Below are 16,424 nucleotides of genomic sequence, written 5' to 3'. Positions count from 1 at the left end.
CATGACAAAATTTATATTTGTGACAGGAGGAGTTGTTTCAAGTCTGGGCAAAGGCATAGCGGCCGCCTCTATCGGCAAGCTTCTTGAGTCCGCGGGTTTAAAAGTCACTCTTGTAAAATGCGATCCTTATATTAACGTTGATCCCGGCACAATGAATCCTTTTCAGCATGGCGAGGTTTATGTGACTGATGATGGCGCGGAGACGGATCTAGATCTCGGGCACTATGAACGTTTTACGAACGCGAATATAACAAAAGCCAATAATATAACAACAGGCAAGGTATATTATTCCGTGATTCAAAAAGAAAGAAAGGGTGACTATCTGGGGCAGACTGTCCAGATAATACCGCATATAACCGATGAGATAATAAACAGGATCAAGCGTGTTGCGCGCTTTAAAAACCCGGATGTTGTAATAGTGGAGATAGGAGGCACCGTAGGCGATATAGAAAGCCAGCCGTTTTTGGAAGCGATTAGACAGCTTAAGCTTGAGGTGGGAAGAGAACGGGCAATAAATGTGCACGTTACCCTCGTGCCTTTTATCAAAGCCGCGGGAGAAGTCAAGACCAAGCCTACGCAGCATAGTGTGGGCACATTGAGGGAAATAGGCATACTCCCCGATATAATACTGTGCCGCACTGAAAGTCATTTGAGCCGGCAGACTAAAGACAAGATAGCACTTTTTTGCAATGTAGATAAAGATGCCGTTATTTCCGCGGTGGATCTGGATACCATATATGAAGTCCCGTTAAGCCTGCAAGACCAGGGCCTTGACAAACTTATAATTCAATTTCTAAAATTAAAGGTGCGCAGAAAGAAACTAATTGAATGGCGGCGGCTTGTGGTAGAAAAGATAAAATCGCCCGGCAGAAGTGTTAACATAGCTGTAGTGGGTAAATATATTTCGCTTCAGGATGCGTATAAATCTATATACGAAGCATTATTGCACGCAGCCATTGCCAATGATGCAAGGCTTTGCGTTACGCGCGTTGATTCGGAAGAGATTGAGTCAAGAGGCGCTGTTTCTTTGCTTGGAAATTCGGACGGAATTCTTGTGCCGGGTGGGTTTGGTCAAAGGGGTATTGAGGGTAAGATATCAGCTATAAGGTACGCCAGAGAAAACAATGTTCCTTTCTTGGGAATATGTCTTGGGATGCAGATGGCTGTGGTTGAATATGCCAGAAATGTTTGCGGACTAAAAGGCGCAAATTCAACCGAGTTTGACAAAAAAACAAAATATCCCGTAGTATGCATATTAAAAGAACAAAAATCCTTGAAGAATAAAGGCGCTACGATGAGGCTGGGACGGTATCTATGCAGGTTGACCGGAGCAGGCATTAGCAAAAGATTATATAAAAAGTTAATCATATCCGAGCGCCACAGACATAGATATGAGTTAAACAACCGGTATAAAAAAATTCTTAAGAAACATGGCCTATTGATAGCAGGTATATGTGTTAAACACACCCTAACGGAGATAATAGAGATCAAAAATCATCCATGGTATATCGCCTGCCAATTCCATCCCGAATTTAAGTCCAAGCCGGATAGGCCGCATCCGTTATTCCGGGGTTTTATTGAGGCGTCTCTTTTTCGCAGAACAAATAGCGGTATGCATAGACGCTCCTGCCAAAAATAAATATCCCGTTTCAACTGCCGGTCCAGGATGTTTCCAGGGTAAAACGATAGCCGCGATTTGTTTCCAATATGTTCACATATTCTTCACATTCGCCGTATAAAATAAAATTGATTTAGATGCTTGTAAGCGGTATTATATAAATAATCATGACACGGGAGGTGAGATGGCCCCAAATATAATGATTGTTGAAGATGACAAAAATATACTCAAGCTTTTAAGGTATAACCTGGAAAAAGCGGGTTTTACGTGTTTTACCACTATTACGGGAGAAGGGGCTTTTGATATTTTAGACGCCCAGTCTATAGACCTGATAGTTCTTGATATAATGCTCCCCACCATAGATGGATTTGAGGTTTGTAAGAGGATAAAAAAAGATGACAGTTATTCTCATATACCCGTTATTATGCTTACCGCCAAGGGCGAAGAGGTTGACAAAATAGTCGGCTTTGAGCTTGGGGCCGATGATTATGTAGTCAAGCCTTTCAGCCCCAGAGAGTTGATTTTGCGGATAAAGGCCATAATGAGGCGTAATATGCCCAAAGAAAGTTATCGCGATATACTTTCAGCCGGCGGGTTAAAAATTGATATTCCGCGTCATCAGGTAACTTATGATGATAAACAGATAGAGCTTGCGCTTATGGAATTTAAATTATTATCCGTTCTTATAGAAAGAAAGGGGCGTGTGCAGTCAAGAGATGTTTTGTTAGAGGATGTGTGGGGTATTGCGGCCGATGTCACCACGCGCACGGTTGACACCCATATCAAAAGGTTGAGGCAGCGTTTAGGCAAAGCAGGCAGGCAGATAGATACAATAAGAGGGGTCGGTTACAGATTCCGGGAAGATTAAGGCCTTGAGAATAGGGATAACGCATAAGATAGCTTTTGTTTTTATTTCCGCCGCGGCAGTGGTATTTTTGGCCGTGTTTTTTTATTTTAATTACATCCTAACGGATTACGTATATCAGCGCATACGGGAAAACCTTTCGCGGCAATTACGCTTGTCCGCTTTGCTGCTTGAGAAAACCGAAAGAGCGTTCTGCAATTCGTATTCCATGGATATCGCCGCTGATGTTATAGGAAAGGAGCTGGGTGTCAGGGTGACTGTTATTGCTCTGGATGGAAAGGTTTTTGGAGACAGCGGTCTTGATATCCGGCAATTGCAGAGTATTGATAATCATCTTGACAGGCCGGAGATAATAGAGGCATTGTCCAAGGGTATTGGACGGGCCGAAAGATTTAGCTCCACGCTGGAATCCGATATATTATATATGGCGAAAATATTTGGCGCCAACAAGCCTTGCGGCATTATCAGGCTTGCCGTTCCTTTATCCGATATAAGAGTAATATCCAATCGTCTTAAAAATGCTCTTGCCCTGGCTCTTATCATAGCTTTCGTGATTTCTATGATTTTGTTTTTTATCGTGTCTACATGTATTGCCAGGCCCTTGAGAGAAATATCGCTGACAGCCAAAAACATTGCCCTTGGTGATTTTTCAAAACGGCCGTCCGTCACTTCGGATGATGAGGTTGGGGCCTTGGCCGAAGCCATACGTTTTATGTCGGATGAGATCAAATCAAAAATAGAGGAGGTAAATGCCAACAAAGCGCGCCTTGAGGCGGTTCTTCTTAGTATGTTTGAAGGTGTTATGGTAATAGACAACTCGGCCAATATTGTTCTTATTAATAGAGCGTTAAAAGAATTACTGCAGGTTGATCGCGATTTATCGGGAAAGGCCACAATTGAAATCATAAGAAATGCCGATATTCAGGATATCGTTGACGCGGTATTAAAACATGCTTCAGGTGTTCTGACAAAGGAGATATTGGTTTTAGCGCCCGTTGAAAAAAATCTTATAGTGCATGCCGCGCCAGTTATAAGGGAGGGTAGAAATGAAGCGGTGGTGCTTGTTTTTCACGATATAACCGATCTAAAGCGGCTTGAATCAATAAGAAAGGATTTTGTCGCTAACGTATCTCATGAACTGCGGACGCCCGTTTCAAATATACAAGGTTACGCGGAAACGCTTCTACGCGGAGCCATAGATGATAAAGAGCATGCCAAAGATTTTCTGGGCATAATACATTCCGATGCCCAACGCCTATCATCGCTTATCAATGACCTTTTGGATTTGGCAAAGATGGAATCAGGTAAGCTGACATTGGAACTGAAATATAATGATTTAACTGAAATCATAGAAACGGTGGTGCCTAAACTGGCAAAGTCTGTTAACGGGAAAAATATCAATCTTGATATTCATATCGCAGATTCCGCGAAAACGATCTTTTGCGATAGGAATAAAATCGCGCAGGTATTATTTAATTTAATTGAAAACGCGGTTAAATATACCCGGCCCGGCGGTACGATAACAATAAGGGTTTTGGAGGAAAAAGGCTTTATCAGGGTTGATGTTTCTGATACTGGTATTGGTATTCCGGCAGAACATTTATCAAGAATATTTGAGCGGTTTTACCGTGTTGATAAAGCTCGTTCAAGGGAATTGGGAGGCACTGGTTTGGGGCTTGCGATAGTTAAACATATAGTGCAGTCCCATTCCGGAGAGGTTTGGGTTAAAAGCGCGCCCGGCAAAGGTTCTGTTTTTAGTTTCACGCTTCCGATAAAATAATACCGGATTAGCACCACGGCTTTTTAAAAATAGCACGTCCCGCAAGACTAAAGCGGGGCGTATTTTTTTGTGTTCACAAAAATTTTACACACCCGCAATACCGCAGTCACAACTCAATCATAAAATACAAGCGAAAGAAGGATGGGGCGATGGATGCATTATCAATTGCGGGAATAGTATTTTTATCGGTCGGTATGGGGTACGCATATTCCGCGATATGTAAAAAAATATCTGATGGAATGATAAAGATTATTACCGGAAAGGGGGTTGAGAAATGGCCTTGCCTTCGGTTTGGTTTTAGACCTGTTGGCGTAAAATAAAAATGGGCGGAATTTATGGTAAAACTAAAAGAGGCATTAAAGAGAAAGGAGTGATCAGAAGATGAAGAAAAATAGGTTAGCGTACGTATTAATTGTGATAATATCGGTGTGCCTGGCGCATTTTTCAGCAGGTATTTTGGCCTACGCGTCAGAGATAGATATACTTGTGAGCAGGCTTGTTGAAAAAGGGGTATTGACTGCCGGCGAAGCGCAGCAAGTATTGAACGAAACAAAGCAGGAAGCAAAACTACAACTTGCCAAAGGCGAATCGGAGTCTGTGCCGAAGTGGGTACAGAATATAAAAGTTAAAGGGGATTTGAGGACCAGGTATCAGTGGCAAAAACAGGAAACAGGAACATCTGCAAAAGCCAATGACAGGAACCGGTTCAGGATACGTGCCAGGATAGGCATGGACGCGAAAGTAAATGACAAAGTCAATGTGGCTTCCGGTCTTGCAACCGGCGGGACCGATCCGCGCTCTACAAATCAGACCCTTGATAATTTTTTTGAAACACCGGATATCAGACTTGAATATGCTTATGTCTTATATGTTCCGTTCAACCAAACGGTGTTTTCCGCAGGCAAAATTCAGAACCCGTTATGGAGACCGTCGGGTTTGCTGTGGGACAGCGATATATTTCCTAATGGGATAAGTATGGATTTGGCGTGGGACATAAGGCCTGAATTCAGCACATTTCTTAATACCGGGTTTTTTGTGCTTGACGAATCATCAGGGTATAATGCGGACCCTGTTATGTGGGCTGTGCAGCCTGGTTTTAGGTGGGGCCTTACCGAGAAGTTGGACATCAAAGGGGCGTTTAATTATTATGGTTTTAACGGTCTAAAAGGAAAAGCAGGAGAGAACCGCTCAAATCCTGCTACAAACACCACGGATACCGGTGGTAGATATGTATATAAGTATGATTCAATCGGCGCGAGCGCTGAATTAGGCTTTAAAAAACCATTTGACTACAATGGTTTTTTTGAGAATCTTGCTTATATGGGTATTTTTGGAGATTTTATATATAATTCCGATCCGTCAAATGACCGCCACGGTTGGTTGATAGGAGCGAAGATCGGGCATGCGGGGGTAAAGGAACCGGGGCAATGGCAAGGGGTCTATAATTTTAGAAAATTGCAGAAAGATGCCTGGCTTGATATTTTCCCCGATTCGGATTTTTATGGAGGCGCTACCGATGTAAAAGGGCATGAAATAAAATTCCATTACGGGTTGATGAAGAACGTAAATTTTACAGCGGGATATTTTCACTCTGAAAGGTTATCAGGCGGTAAACGTAAAGAAAACTTATTTCAGGCCGATTTGGTGTTTAAATTTTAGGCAGTTAAAGAGTTTTCATTTTTGTCACACAATTGTTACATCAGGATGGTAAAAAATATTACAGGAGGGAATATATGAATAAGATAATTGTGGCAATCGCATTGACAGCCTGCGCATTCCTGAAGGCTGATGTTTATGCTTCCGGCAGCAATATCACAATGAAAGGGTCTACAACTGTTTTTCCGATATCGCAAAAAACATCCGAGACATTCATGCAAAAAAACCCGGATATTAATATATCTGTCCAGGGCGGCGGCTCAAGCGTCGGCATAGCCAGTATTATAGACGGCACTGCCGATATCGGGCAGTCTTCAAGGCCGATAAAGACAGGCGAGATAGAAAAGGCGGTTGCCAGAAGCATAGAACCGGTTGTGCATGTGATAGCGATGGACGGGATTGCCGTTATAACCAATGCTTCCAACGCTATAAACGATATTACCACGGATCAAATAAAAGATATATATACGGGGAAATTGTCTAACTGGCAGTCCGTGGGCGTTGCCGGAGGAAAGATTATTGTCGTATCTCGCGACAGTTCAAGCGGGACATACGAGGCGTTTTCTTCTAAGGTGCTGGCAGGCGCCAGGACAAGGCCGGATTCCTTGTTACAAGCATCTAATCAGGCAGTGATGCAGACTGTTTCAACGACCCCGGGCGCTATAGGTTATGTCGGGCTTGGTTATATATCAGATAAAGTAAAGGCATTGAAGGTGAACGGCGTAGAATGTAGCAAAAAAAATGTGTTAACCGAGAAATATCCGATATCAAGACCGCTTTTTATGTATACAAACGGCAAGCCGAAAGGACCCGTAAAAGAGTATATTGATTTCGTTTTGAGCGACGAAGGCCAATCTATAATTGAAGGACTCGGCTTTGTGCGGCTGGATAAATGAAAACCTGTTTTTTCCATATATATAATTTGCGGAATGCCGGAAATGTTATTTCGGATATCCGCTTGCGTGTCTTAACCATCAGACGGCGATAAACGATGAAATTCAGACAATTAAAGGAAGGCATATATAAAACGGTATTCGCGGCGCTTGCGTACGCATCATTATTATTTTTAGTTGGTATTACCGTGGTCCTTTTTAAGGAAGGCCTGCCCGTATTCCGGCACGTTTCTGCCGTTGATTTTGTTTTTGGAAAATACTGGTATCCTACGTATGAGCCCCCTGATTTTGGAATATTGCCGCTTATTCTTGCCTCTGTATGGGTCACTGTCGGCGCGCTTTTTATATGCGTACCTTTAGGCATAGGCAGCGCTCTTTACATATATGAACTTGCTACGCCCGCGCAAAAATCGGCGCTCAAACCGGCAATAGAGCTGTTAGCAGGCATACCTTCAATCGTGTATGGTTTTTTTGGTATGACGATTGTGGCGCCTTTTCTGCAAAATGTCTTTAATCTGCCGGTAGGTTTATGCGCCTTTACCGGGAGCCTGGTTTTGGGGATTATGGCTACGCCCACGGTTTGCAGTATAGCCGAAGATGCTTTAAATTATGTACCGAGAAGTTTTAGAGAAGCGTCCTTTGCCCTGGGGGCTAATAGGTGGCAGACGCTTATAAGGGTTATTATTCCGGCGGCGGGGTCAGGCATATCAACAGCCGTTATATTGGGAATAAGCAGGGCCGCGGGCGAAACCATGACAGTTCTTATGGTAACAGGCGGCGCCGCTGTTATTCCAATGACGTTTTTTCAGCCTGTAAGGCCCATGACGTCAACTATTGCCGCTGAAATGGGTGAGGCAGTAATAGGCAGCGGACATTATCACGCGTTGTTTGCTATTGGTATCATATTGTTTTTGATGACACTTGTTTTTAATACGGCTGCCGAGATAATCAGCAGAAGGTTCAGGATTAGATTGGGGCTTGGCAGATGAACAAGAAGATAAGCCAAAAACTGGGATTCGCCTTTCTGATGGCTTCAATACTTGTTACGATTTTTTTCCTTGGAAGCGTTGTTTACTTTATTTCAATAAGAGGCTGCGGCGCTATATCTTGGGAGTTCCTTACTCAACTTCCGAGAGACGGTATGACAAAAGGCGGCATTGCCCCCGCGATTATAGGTACTGTCTATCTTACTTCCGGGGCAGTCTTATTTGCTTTCCCGCTTGGTATTGCCTGCGCCGTGTATCTTTGCGAATATAGCCCGAAAAATGTTACGGTCAATATTATAAGGGCAAGCATCAATAATCTTGCCGGGGTGCCGTCCGTGGTGTTTGGGCTCTTTGGCCTGGCCGTATTTGTCAAGTTTTTTGGTTTCGGCGTTTCAATACTTTCCGGCAGCCTGACATTGGCCATGATGATACTTCCGGGAATTATCTCAACGGCCCAGGAATCGTTATTCGCGGTACCCCAGTCTTTAAGGGAAGCGTCCCTTGCCCTTGGGGCGTCGCATTGGCAGACCGTTAAGAAGATTATTATTCCCACGGCCTTACCTGGTATGCTGACAGGAGTGATACTAAGCGTAGGCAGGGCTGCCGGTGAGACGGCACCTATCCTTTTTACTGCCGCAACTTTTTATACACGTTTGTATCCCAGGAGTATTTTTTCAGAGGTTATGGCCCTGCCCTACCACATATACGCGCTCATGACAGAAGGGACAAACCCCGTTGAGCAGGCAAGGATAGCTTATGGGTGCGCCTTCATACTTTTGATCTTTGTTCTGGCGATATCGGCAGTAGCTATAATTATCAGACAAAGGCAGAGAGGTGTTTATGTTTCATGATAATGGTATTAGATTTGAGGGCGTGAATTTTTTTTATGGCAAATCACACGCCTTGAAGGATATAAGCATGCGGGCGCCGCATAACCGCGTAACATCTATTATCGGACCTTCGGGCTGCGGTAAATCAACATTTATCCGTCTGATAAATAGGATGAATGATTTGATGCCTAACGGCACTTTTAAAGGTAGCATAACGATAGACGGAAAAGATATCTACGGCCCGGGGATAGATGTGGTGGATATAAGGCGTATGGTCGGCATGGTATTCCAAAAGCCCAACCCTTTTCCAAAAAGTATTTTTGATAATATAAGTTACGGACTGAAAATAAACGGTATCCGGGACAGGGATTATATTGAATCAAAGGTTGAGCTCGCGTTAAAAAAGGCGGCGCTTTGGGAAGAGGTCAAAGACAGACTCAAAGACAGCGCTTTAAGCCTGTCCGGCGGCCAGCAGCAGAGGCTGTGTATTGCCAGATGCATGGTTGTTGAGCCGCGTGTTATATTGTTTGACGAACCTTGTGCCAGCCTTGACCCCATTTCAACGTCAAAGATAGAAGAACTTATCCTTGAATTAAAGGAAAACTATACTATTATAATAGTGACGCATAATATGCAGCAGGCCGCGCGCGTTTCCGATTTTACAGCGTTTTTTTATCTGGGCAGGTTAATAGAATGTGACATGACAAAAATATTGTTTACAAAACCGTCCAACAAACTTACGGAAGATTATATAACAGGCAGGTTTGGGTAGGCAAAGAGAGGGTAATAAAAATGTCAAAACATTTTGACGACGAACTTAAAATACTTAATAATGAATTGCTGAAAATGGCCGCTTTGACCGAAGAGGCTATTTTCAAATCAATACAGGCGCTCAAGGCCCAGAGCGAAGATACGGCGAAGGCGGTGATTAGCAGCGATAAGCAGATAGACAAATTGGAGCTTATTATTGAAGAAAGGTCCATAGCTTTGCTTGCCCTGCGTCAGCCCATGGCCTCTGACTTGCGTTTTATCACGACAGGTATGAAGATAAACGCCGAACTTGAACGTATCGCGGATCTCGCGGTCAATATATGCCAAAGGGTATTGGAGATATACGACAAGCCGCCGCTTAAGCCTCTTGTTGATATTCCGAGGCTTTCTGATATAGCACGGAAAATGGTAAGAGAGGCAATAGACGCTTTTGTACAGAGGAATGAACAGCTTGCCAAAAGCGTGATCCTGCTTGACCCCGAAGCCGATACCATAAGAAACGTTATATACCGCGAAATAATTGATGATTACATAACAAAGGACGCTTTGTGCGCCCCTCGCGCGATACCTCTTATTCTTATATCCCGTCACCTTGAAAGGATATGTGATCACGCGACGTATATAGCCGAAGATGTAATATATATGGTAAAGGCGAAAACGGTAAAGCACAATCCCATGGCTTTAAAAAACGGTCAGCAATAGCCGGTAAGCCATGACAAAAACATAGCGGTTGCCGGTCAAGACATTTTTATATAAAAACGATTTTTGCCGTCAAAATCGTAACAATAGAAATTGTACCGGTAATGGGGGGGATTTGCCGCTGTTTTGCTACCCCCGGAGCCGGTATCCGGATTTTATAAAGATCCCGATGTTTGGGTATCGCGCTTAGATTTATTACGAGTTTACATCTTGCCTTGGCAGCCGCTTAATACCCGCTGGATATCTCCGCCGATATTTCTTGCTATTTAGCCCGCGTGTTATATAATAAATATTAGCTGGTATGCCGTGTTTACGCAGAGCCTTGAGATACCCAAAACCAGAACGCCTGTTGTTTTTGATCTTCGTAAGTAGCAACTATTTTTAATTTTTTCGTAAAAGCCGTTTTTTGGCAAAAATATCTAAAAAGATTAATACCGGTTAATGTTTCATGAAATATCATGTTGTACCAAAATTTTTCGTATTGATAATTATTGCTGTTGCGGCAATATTTTTGGCGCAATGGATATACACCCAAAACGAAGCTCGTTTTTTCAAGGTGTTTACCCAACGCCTGACGGCGGATTCGCGGGTCGCTGAAGTAACAGTTTGCGACGTCAAAACCGTTACCGGCTTGTCAAAACCTCGCGTTACCATACGGTTTGTAGAATACGACACAAACCTAAAACCCCTTGACCCAAAATACTTTACATTTTCAAATGACCTGATACAATTTCAATCGCTTGTAGTAAGATTTAGCGATTCTTATGTTAAAAAAGCAGACCCGCTTAGAGGAAAGAGCATCTATCTTTTTATGAAAGTGTTTACTCTTACAGATACCGGTGCCGAGGTATTTAACATTACCGGAGTTAATGATATCCCTTCCGGTTATAGGATTGAAGGCCTGTCCCGGGGTTTTCAGGAAAAGGTGTGGAAGAGATTTTGGGAATACGCTCTTGATCCGGCCAAATCTCAAGCCATGGGCATTAAAAACGCTCAAATTGAGGCCCCTGGGACAAGATTTGTCCCGGGCATGGTCTACACAATCAAAATAGAACATGACGGTGGGCTGCGTATTGACGCGGACAAACCGTCATCAGCACGTAGGACTAGTTGATTAACATGCCGCATAATAAGCGGCAAGGAGAGGAAAATGCGCGGCAAGGTGTCTGTGTATGTTTTGGCAGGTTTTGTTGTGTTTTTGTTATGCGTATTTGTTTTTTACCGTATAAACGGTTTGTCTGCTCAAAGGAAGGCTTTGATAGAAGAAGAACAGGTTATAGGTGCTGTTGACAAATATAATATTTTTGTGGAGAATATCCAATTTCTTTTAAGAGGGGCAAATCTTGACCCTGGTTCTGAAAACGGTATTTTAGACGCGCAAACACGCAAAGCGGTAAAAAGGTTCCAGTCCAAGCACGGGCTTTGCCCTAACGGCATCGTGGATCTGGGCACTTGGCGCGCTTTGGAGATAGAACAAGAAAAACTGCGCTCCCAGATTATCACGGATACCGCTGCCGCGGCGTCAGGGACCTTGCCGGAAAACGAAAAAAAAGAGGAATTGGCCGTTACGACGGAGGCAGAGACCAAAACTGATAAACCGGTGGTTTACGGAAACAGAAACAAGCAGATACAGATCGCCTTGAGAAAAGCGGGTTTCTATGAAGGCAATATTGACGGCAAGATAGGTCCGCAGAGCAAGGCGGCGATCAGACTGTTTCAGAATTCCAAAGGCTTAAAGGTTGACGGTATAGCAGGCGATAAAACTATGGCGGAGCTGGAAAAATACCTAAATTGACCGGTTAGCGCTATTATTTTTTTACCGCATTATGGACTGTAAAGGCGGAACACTATGTTGAGTTTTTTTGTTATTATCGGGCTTGCTATCGGCATATCATTTGTGTGCTCGGTGGTTGAAGCCTGCCTGTTGAGTTTGTCCCTTGCCGATATTGCCAGAATATCCGATAAGAAGCCAATGGCGGCGAAAATATGGAAAGGGTTTAAAGAAAAGGTCCAGGGGCCCATAGCTGTTATACTTATTATTAATACCCTGTCCCACACAATAGGAGCGTCTTTATTTGGCGCCAAATTCAGCCAGCTTTTCGGGCCCAAATGGATCATGCTGTATTCGCTTGTATTTTCATTCGCCATGATACAGTGGTCGGAAATACTGCCCAAGACCCTGGGGGTCAGATACAATACAAAGATAGCCGTGATGACTGCCCTGCCTTTAAGATATTTGATATATGCGTTTACTCCGCTTGTCCGGATGGTCCAATGGTTAAACCGACCTTTTGAATCACCGGCTGTCAAAGGTGCCCGGATGAACGCAACGGAAGATATTTCCGTGCTTGCCAGGTTTGCCGCTTTTAATAACATGATAAGCAAGGACCAGGAAAGAATATTGTCGCAGACTTTAAGGTTATCGGGCATGAAGGTAAAAGACGTTGTGATTTCTAAAGAAGAGATCAAGTATTTGTCAACCGATATGACATTGACGCAGGCGCTTATTGAGGCCCATGTGCACCACCATACGCGCTTACCTCTTATCAACGGCAATGATATCAACAATGTGATAGGCTATATAAATTTTAAGGATATTGTCAGCGCTTTGCAATTTAATCCGAAAGACCCTTCAATAAAAAGCATCGTCAGGCCTGTTATGGAAATAGGCGATGACGAACCGATATCCGTTTTGCTTAACAGGCTGATAAAGGGTTACCAGCACATAGCAATAGTCAGAAATCGTAAGAATGAAGTAGCCGGCCTCGTCACTCTGGAAGATGTTATGGAACTGATAATGGGTGATATGCAGGATGAATACGATGTCCTGCCCGCGTATTTTTACCAGATAGCGGGTAACAGGTTTTTGGCCGGAGGAGGCTTGAAATTACGAATGCTTAAAGAGTCAACTGGTTTGGATGTCCCGGATATGGATATTACGGTAAACGAGTGGCTCTTGGAGCTTTTTGGCAGTATGCCTAAGGTTGAGGACAGATTAAAGTATAAAGACAGCACGTTTATCACCAGGAAAATTTGCAGGTCAAGAGTACATGAGGTTATTGTTGAGACAGGCGCAAAGCAAGCCGAATAGGCTGTCTGTCCGGTAAGGATAATTTTTAAAATGATGTCCATTAATACTGTTTTATTATGGGTTGCCGCGTTGATATTTGTGAGCGTTGTCTCAAGCAAGCTCTCCGACAAATTTTCCATACCCGTATTGTTGCTATTTTTAGGCGTAGGCATGCTTGCGGGTTCGGAAGGAGTGGGCGGGGTTGGTTTTGGCAATGCCCGCATAGCCGAGTCCGCCGGTCTTGTCGCGCTTGTTTTCATAATTTTTGCGGGAGGATTTGACACCAAATGGTCGGATATCAAGCCTATAATCAAGCCCGGTATGGTGTTGTCAACGGCCGGGGTTTTAATCACCGCCTTGCTTACGGGTTTGTTTGCCATGCGCATACTGAAGTTTTCTTTCCTTGAGGCCATGCTTATTGGTTCTATCGTATCATCAACCGATGCCGCGGCCGTGTTTGGCGTCCTTAGGTCAAAACGCATAAGGCTTAAAGAACCCTTAAAGCCTTTACTTGAATTTGAATCGGGCAGCAATGACCCTATGGCCATATTTTTGACGGTATGTTTTATCAGCCTATTAACCGCCAAAGATATGAGCCCTTATATTTTTATCCCAAGATTTGTATTAAATATGGGTGTCGGGGCATTGAGCGGTATCTTTGTGTCAAAATTTATTATCTATCTCATCAAACGTTTAAAGCTGGGATATGAAGGTCTTTACCCGGTTATCCTGGTGTCATTGGTTCTTTTAACGTATTCGGTTACGATATTTTTAAAAGGCAGCGGTTTTCTCGCGGTATATATACTCGGCCTGATGCTGTCTAAGTCGGAGTTCCCAAATAAAAAGATGATGATGAAATTCCACGATGGGTTGGCATGGCTTATGCAAATCGTAATGTTTGTCATGCTGGGCCTGCTCGTTTATCCCTCGCATATTGTGCCGCTGATAGGTTCCGGTCTATTGCTTACACTGCTCTTGATGGTCATCGCGCGGCCTGTAAGCGTGTTTTTATGTTTATGGCCTTTTAAAATGAGTTTGAGAGAAAAGATTATGGTATCATGGGTCGGATTAAGAGGTTCTGTGCCGATTATATTGGCTACGATGCCTTTTGTTTCCGGTATCGGCAGGGCTGACACCATTTTTAATGTTGTATTTTTTGTGGTCTTTGCTTCAGTGCTTATACAGGGCACATCCGTGCCTTTCGTATCAAGGGCATTGCAATTGTGTGAACCTGCGTATAAAAAAATAAATTACCCTATAGAATTTGAAAAAACAGATTCAATTGATGCCGATCTTGCCGACGTAATAGTTCCTTATGGTTCAGGCGCTGTGGGAAAAAAGATAGGCGATTTGAGCATTCCAAATGACCTGCTGGTCATGCTTGTCTCCCGTGACGGTAAATTTATCATACCAAAGGGGTCTACGGTACTTGAGGGGGGAGACGTTATTTTAGCGCTTGCCAATAAGCGCGATTTGGCATTGTTAAACGATATGTTGTCTTAACACCGTAAGGTTTCCCGAGGTCAAAAAGCCGGTTCTTTGTCTAATTGGCTGGCCGGTGTGTTTTATGAGTTTATTTCCGCGTAGAGCTTGGTTATTGGCAATTATCGCAAGCCTTGCCTAAAACACCTTATCTTTTATATTGTCAAAAATGCCGGGATTAAAACCCCGCTCGCAATAATATCGGACAAAAATTTTTGGGAATAAATGCGCAATTATAACGTCTAATACCCGAGAGACGACATGAAAGAAGACAGCCTCTATATAGATCGTTTTTTATCAGGCGATATTACTGGGTTTGAGATGCTTGTGCGAAAATACCAGGATAGAGCATTAAATATTATTTATTCGCTTATTGGCCGCGATGGAGAAAGCGAAGACATTATGCAGGAGGCTTTTTTAAGGGTGTATCACAATCTAAAAGGGTTTAATAGGAACAGTAGTTTTTCAACGTGGTTTTACCGTATAATTGTTAATCTTACCTATGATTTCTTAAGGAAAAGACGAAACGCTATTCAGGATGAGAATTCAATTAAGGAAAGCGTATCAGGGCAGGCCGATCCGAGGAAGGCCTTGTCTTTAAAGGAGGAAGGATTAATAGTCAGCAAGGCTTTGGAGGATGTCCCGGTCAAATTCAGGGCCGCATTGGTGCTCAAGGATATTGAGGGCCTAAGCTATAAAGACATATCAAGGATATTGTGCTGCAGTATAGGCACAGTGGAATCCAGGATATACAGGGCAAGGCAGTGCCTTAAAAAGGTATTAGGCAGATTAGGAGGTGAGGCTGTATGAAAGATTGCGCGCGCGTGAAAAGACTTTTGTCCCGATTCATTGATGAAGAAGCCGATTCTTCAGACGTTGCTTTTGTAAACAGCCACATAGAGACCTGTCTTGATTGCCGCCATGAATTAAAAAGGCTTTTATCCGCGAAAGATTTTATATCAAAGGCGCAGAAGAAAAGTCTCCCGCCGGGTTATATATTTGAATTATTACGTGATAAATTGCGGGATAGGCAATCTGCCGGAGCTGGATTCTCAATATCAAACATAGGGTATATTGCCCGCCGGCTTATGCCTGTACCCGCGGCCGCTTTTCTTTTTTCGGCCGTTTTACTGCTATTGTCTTCATTTTATTTCCGGTCAGACGATTATTTACTATATGAAAATATTTTAAAGGGCGTTCCCGCGACAACAGAGTCGGTTTTAGAACTTATTTTGGACGCTGGTGATTAAACAAGGAGGTGTATATGAATAAGGACATTGTGTATGTATCGGTATTCGGAGTATTATGCGCGCTAGCAGGCGTATTAGTAGGCGCCGGCATAACCTCAAGGCTGGATTTGGGCGGTCATTTCCCTCAAAAAGCCGGCTTTTCAGAAAAGGCCCGGCGTTTTATGTGGCAATATCAGGATAAGATGCCACAGGCGCCGGACAAGCGCGAAGACCGGCTTTTTGCTATGTTGACAACAAGGCTTGGGCTTGACCGCGATCAGCAGATCAGGGTAAAGGTTATACTGGATAAGACGCGCCGGCAGATAGATGCGATAAGCCGAGATGTGCGCAGTTCCATACTGGTGGTAAAAGATGGATCCGATAAAGAAATAATGGATATTCTTACCAGTCAACAACAGGCCGAGTTCAGGAAATTATTAAAGGAATTTGACCGCAGGCGCTGTTTTGTCCCCTGCCGGGACAAAGATCAAGAACCGGCCAAGGATGTGTCCGAAACAGGTATCGGGGGATAAGGGTAATGGTAA

Annotated in this window: 17 protein-coding genes; all 17 read left to right on the top strand. The window is 43.5% G+C overall.

Annotation, left to right across the window (positions count from 1 at the left end):
- The first annotated feature begins 1 nt into the window (after window position 1).
- The 17 genes from PHV77_05010 to PHV77_04930 all read left to right on the top strand — a co-directional run bounded on the left by PHV77_05010 (window position 2) and on the right by PHV77_04930 (window position 16,412).
- Complete coding sequence (locus tag PHV77_05010; protein MDD5504655.1) at window positions 2-1,639, top strand: CTP synthase; 1,638 nt, start codon at window positions 2-4, stop codon at window positions 1,637-1,639.
- 163 nt (window positions 1,640-1,802) lie between these two features.
- The gene (locus PHV77_05005; protein ID MDD5504654.1) at window positions 1,803-2,486 is read left to right on the top strand and encodes a response regulator transcription factor; all 684 of its coding nucleotides are present in this window, start codon (window positions 1,803-1,805) and stop codon (window positions 2,484-2,486) included.
- A gap of 4 nt (window positions 2,487-2,490) precedes the next feature.
- Window positions 2,491-4,263 (top strand): ATP-binding protein, encoded by a 1,773-nt coding sequence (locus PHV77_05000; protein ID MDD5504653.1) that lies wholly within the window; start codon window positions 2,491-2,493, stop codon window positions 4,261-4,263.
- 149 nt (window positions 4,264-4,412) lie between these two features.
- A complete protein-coding gene (locus PHV77_04995) occupies window positions 4,413-4,583 on the top strand; it encodes a hypothetical protein (protein MDD5504652.1) in 171 nt (56 codons plus the stop codon).
- A gap of 61 nt (window positions 4,584-4,644) precedes the next feature.
- Window positions 4,645-5,922, top strand: a complete 1,278-nt coding sequence (locus tag PHV77_04990; protein MDD5504651.1) for a putative porin — start codon at window positions 4,645-4,647, stop codon at window positions 5,920-5,922.
- A 74-nt stretch (window positions 5,923-5,996) separates the two neighbouring features.
- Window positions 5,997-6,815 carry a phosphate ABC transporter substrate-binding protein gene (locus tag PHV77_04985; protein ID MDD5504650.1) on the top strand — a complete coding sequence of 273 codons (819 nt, stop codon included), beginning with the start codon at window positions 5,997-5,999 and terminating at the stop codon, window positions 6,813-6,815.
- 95 nt (window positions 6,816-6,910) lie between these two features.
- The gene (gene pstC, locus PHV77_04980; GenBank protein MDD5504649.1) at window positions 6,911-7,801 is read left to right on the top strand and encodes a phosphate ABC transporter permease subunit PstC; all 891 of its coding nucleotides are present in this window, start codon (window positions 6,911-6,913) and stop codon (window positions 7,799-7,801) included.
- The gene (pstA, locus tag PHV77_04975) at window positions 7,798-8,649 is read left to right on the top strand and encodes a phosphate ABC transporter permease PstA (GenBank protein ID MDD5504648.1); all 852 of its coding nucleotides are present in this window, start codon (window positions 7,798-7,800) and stop codon (window positions 8,647-8,649) included. The genes pstC and pstA overlap by 4 nt, the downstream gene beginning before the upstream one ends.
- Window positions 8,639-9,400, top strand: a complete 762-nt coding sequence (gene pstB, locus PHV77_04970; GenBank protein ID MDD5504647.1) for a phosphate ABC transporter ATP-binding protein PstB — start codon at window positions 8,639-8,641, stop codon at window positions 9,398-9,400. The genes pstA and pstB overlap by 11 nt, the downstream gene beginning before the upstream one ends.
- A 20-nt stretch (window positions 9,401-9,420) precedes the next feature.
- Entirely contained in the window at window positions 9,421-10,101 is a 681-nt protein-coding gene (phoU, locus tag PHV77_04965) for a phosphate signaling complex protein PhoU (protein ID MDD5504646.1), read from the top strand.
- Window positions 10,102-10,546: 445 nt separating this feature from the next.
- Window positions 10,547-11,212 (top strand): hypothetical protein, encoded by a 666-nt coding sequence (locus PHV77_04960; GenBank protein MDD5504645.1) that lies wholly within the window; start codon window positions 10,547-10,549, stop codon window positions 11,210-11,212.
- Between the two features lie 36 nt (window positions 11,213-11,248).
- Window positions 11,249-11,893, top strand: coding sequence for a peptidoglycan-binding protein (locus tag PHV77_04955; protein ID MDD5504644.1), 645 nt, complete (start codon window positions 11,249-11,251; stop codon window positions 11,891-11,893).
- A 54-nt stretch (window positions 11,894-11,947) separates the two neighbouring features.
- Entirely contained in the window at window positions 11,948-13,189 is a 1,242-nt protein-coding gene (locus PHV77_04950; protein MDD5504643.1) for a CNNM domain-containing protein, read from the top strand.
- 30 nt (window positions 13,190-13,219) lie between these two features.
- Window positions 13,220-14,671 carry a potassium/proton antiporter gene (locus PHV77_04945; protein ID MDD5504642.1) on the top strand — a complete coding sequence of 484 codons (1,452 nt, stop codon included), beginning with the start codon at window positions 13,220-13,222 and terminating at the stop codon, window positions 14,669-14,671.
- A 240-nt stretch (window positions 14,672-14,911) separates the two neighbouring features.
- Window positions 14,912-15,460, top strand: coding sequence for a sigma-70 family RNA polymerase sigma factor (locus tag PHV77_04940; protein ID MDD5504641.1), 549 nt, complete (start codon window positions 14,912-14,914; stop codon window positions 15,458-15,460).
- Window positions 15,457-15,900 carry a zf-HC2 domain-containing protein gene (locus PHV77_04935; protein MDD5504640.1) on the top strand — a complete coding sequence of 148 codons (444 nt, stop codon included), beginning with the start codon at window positions 15,457-15,459 and terminating at the stop codon, window positions 15,898-15,900. The genes PHV77_04940 and PHV77_04935 overlap by 4 nt, the downstream gene beginning before the upstream one ends.
- Window positions 15,901-15,914: 14 nt before the next feature.
- Entirely contained in the window at window positions 15,915-16,412 is a 498-nt protein-coding gene (locus PHV77_04930; protein MDD5504639.1) for a hypothetical protein, read from the top strand.
- Window positions 16,413-16,424: the final 12 nt, after the last annotated feature.

The organism is Candidatus Omnitrophota bacterium, from assembly GCA_028716165.1.
Lineage (GTDB): Bacteria > Omnitrophota > Gorgyraeia > JABMRG01 > JABMRG01 > JAQUQI01.
This window is presented reverse-complemented; position numbering and strand designations above follow the sequence as displayed.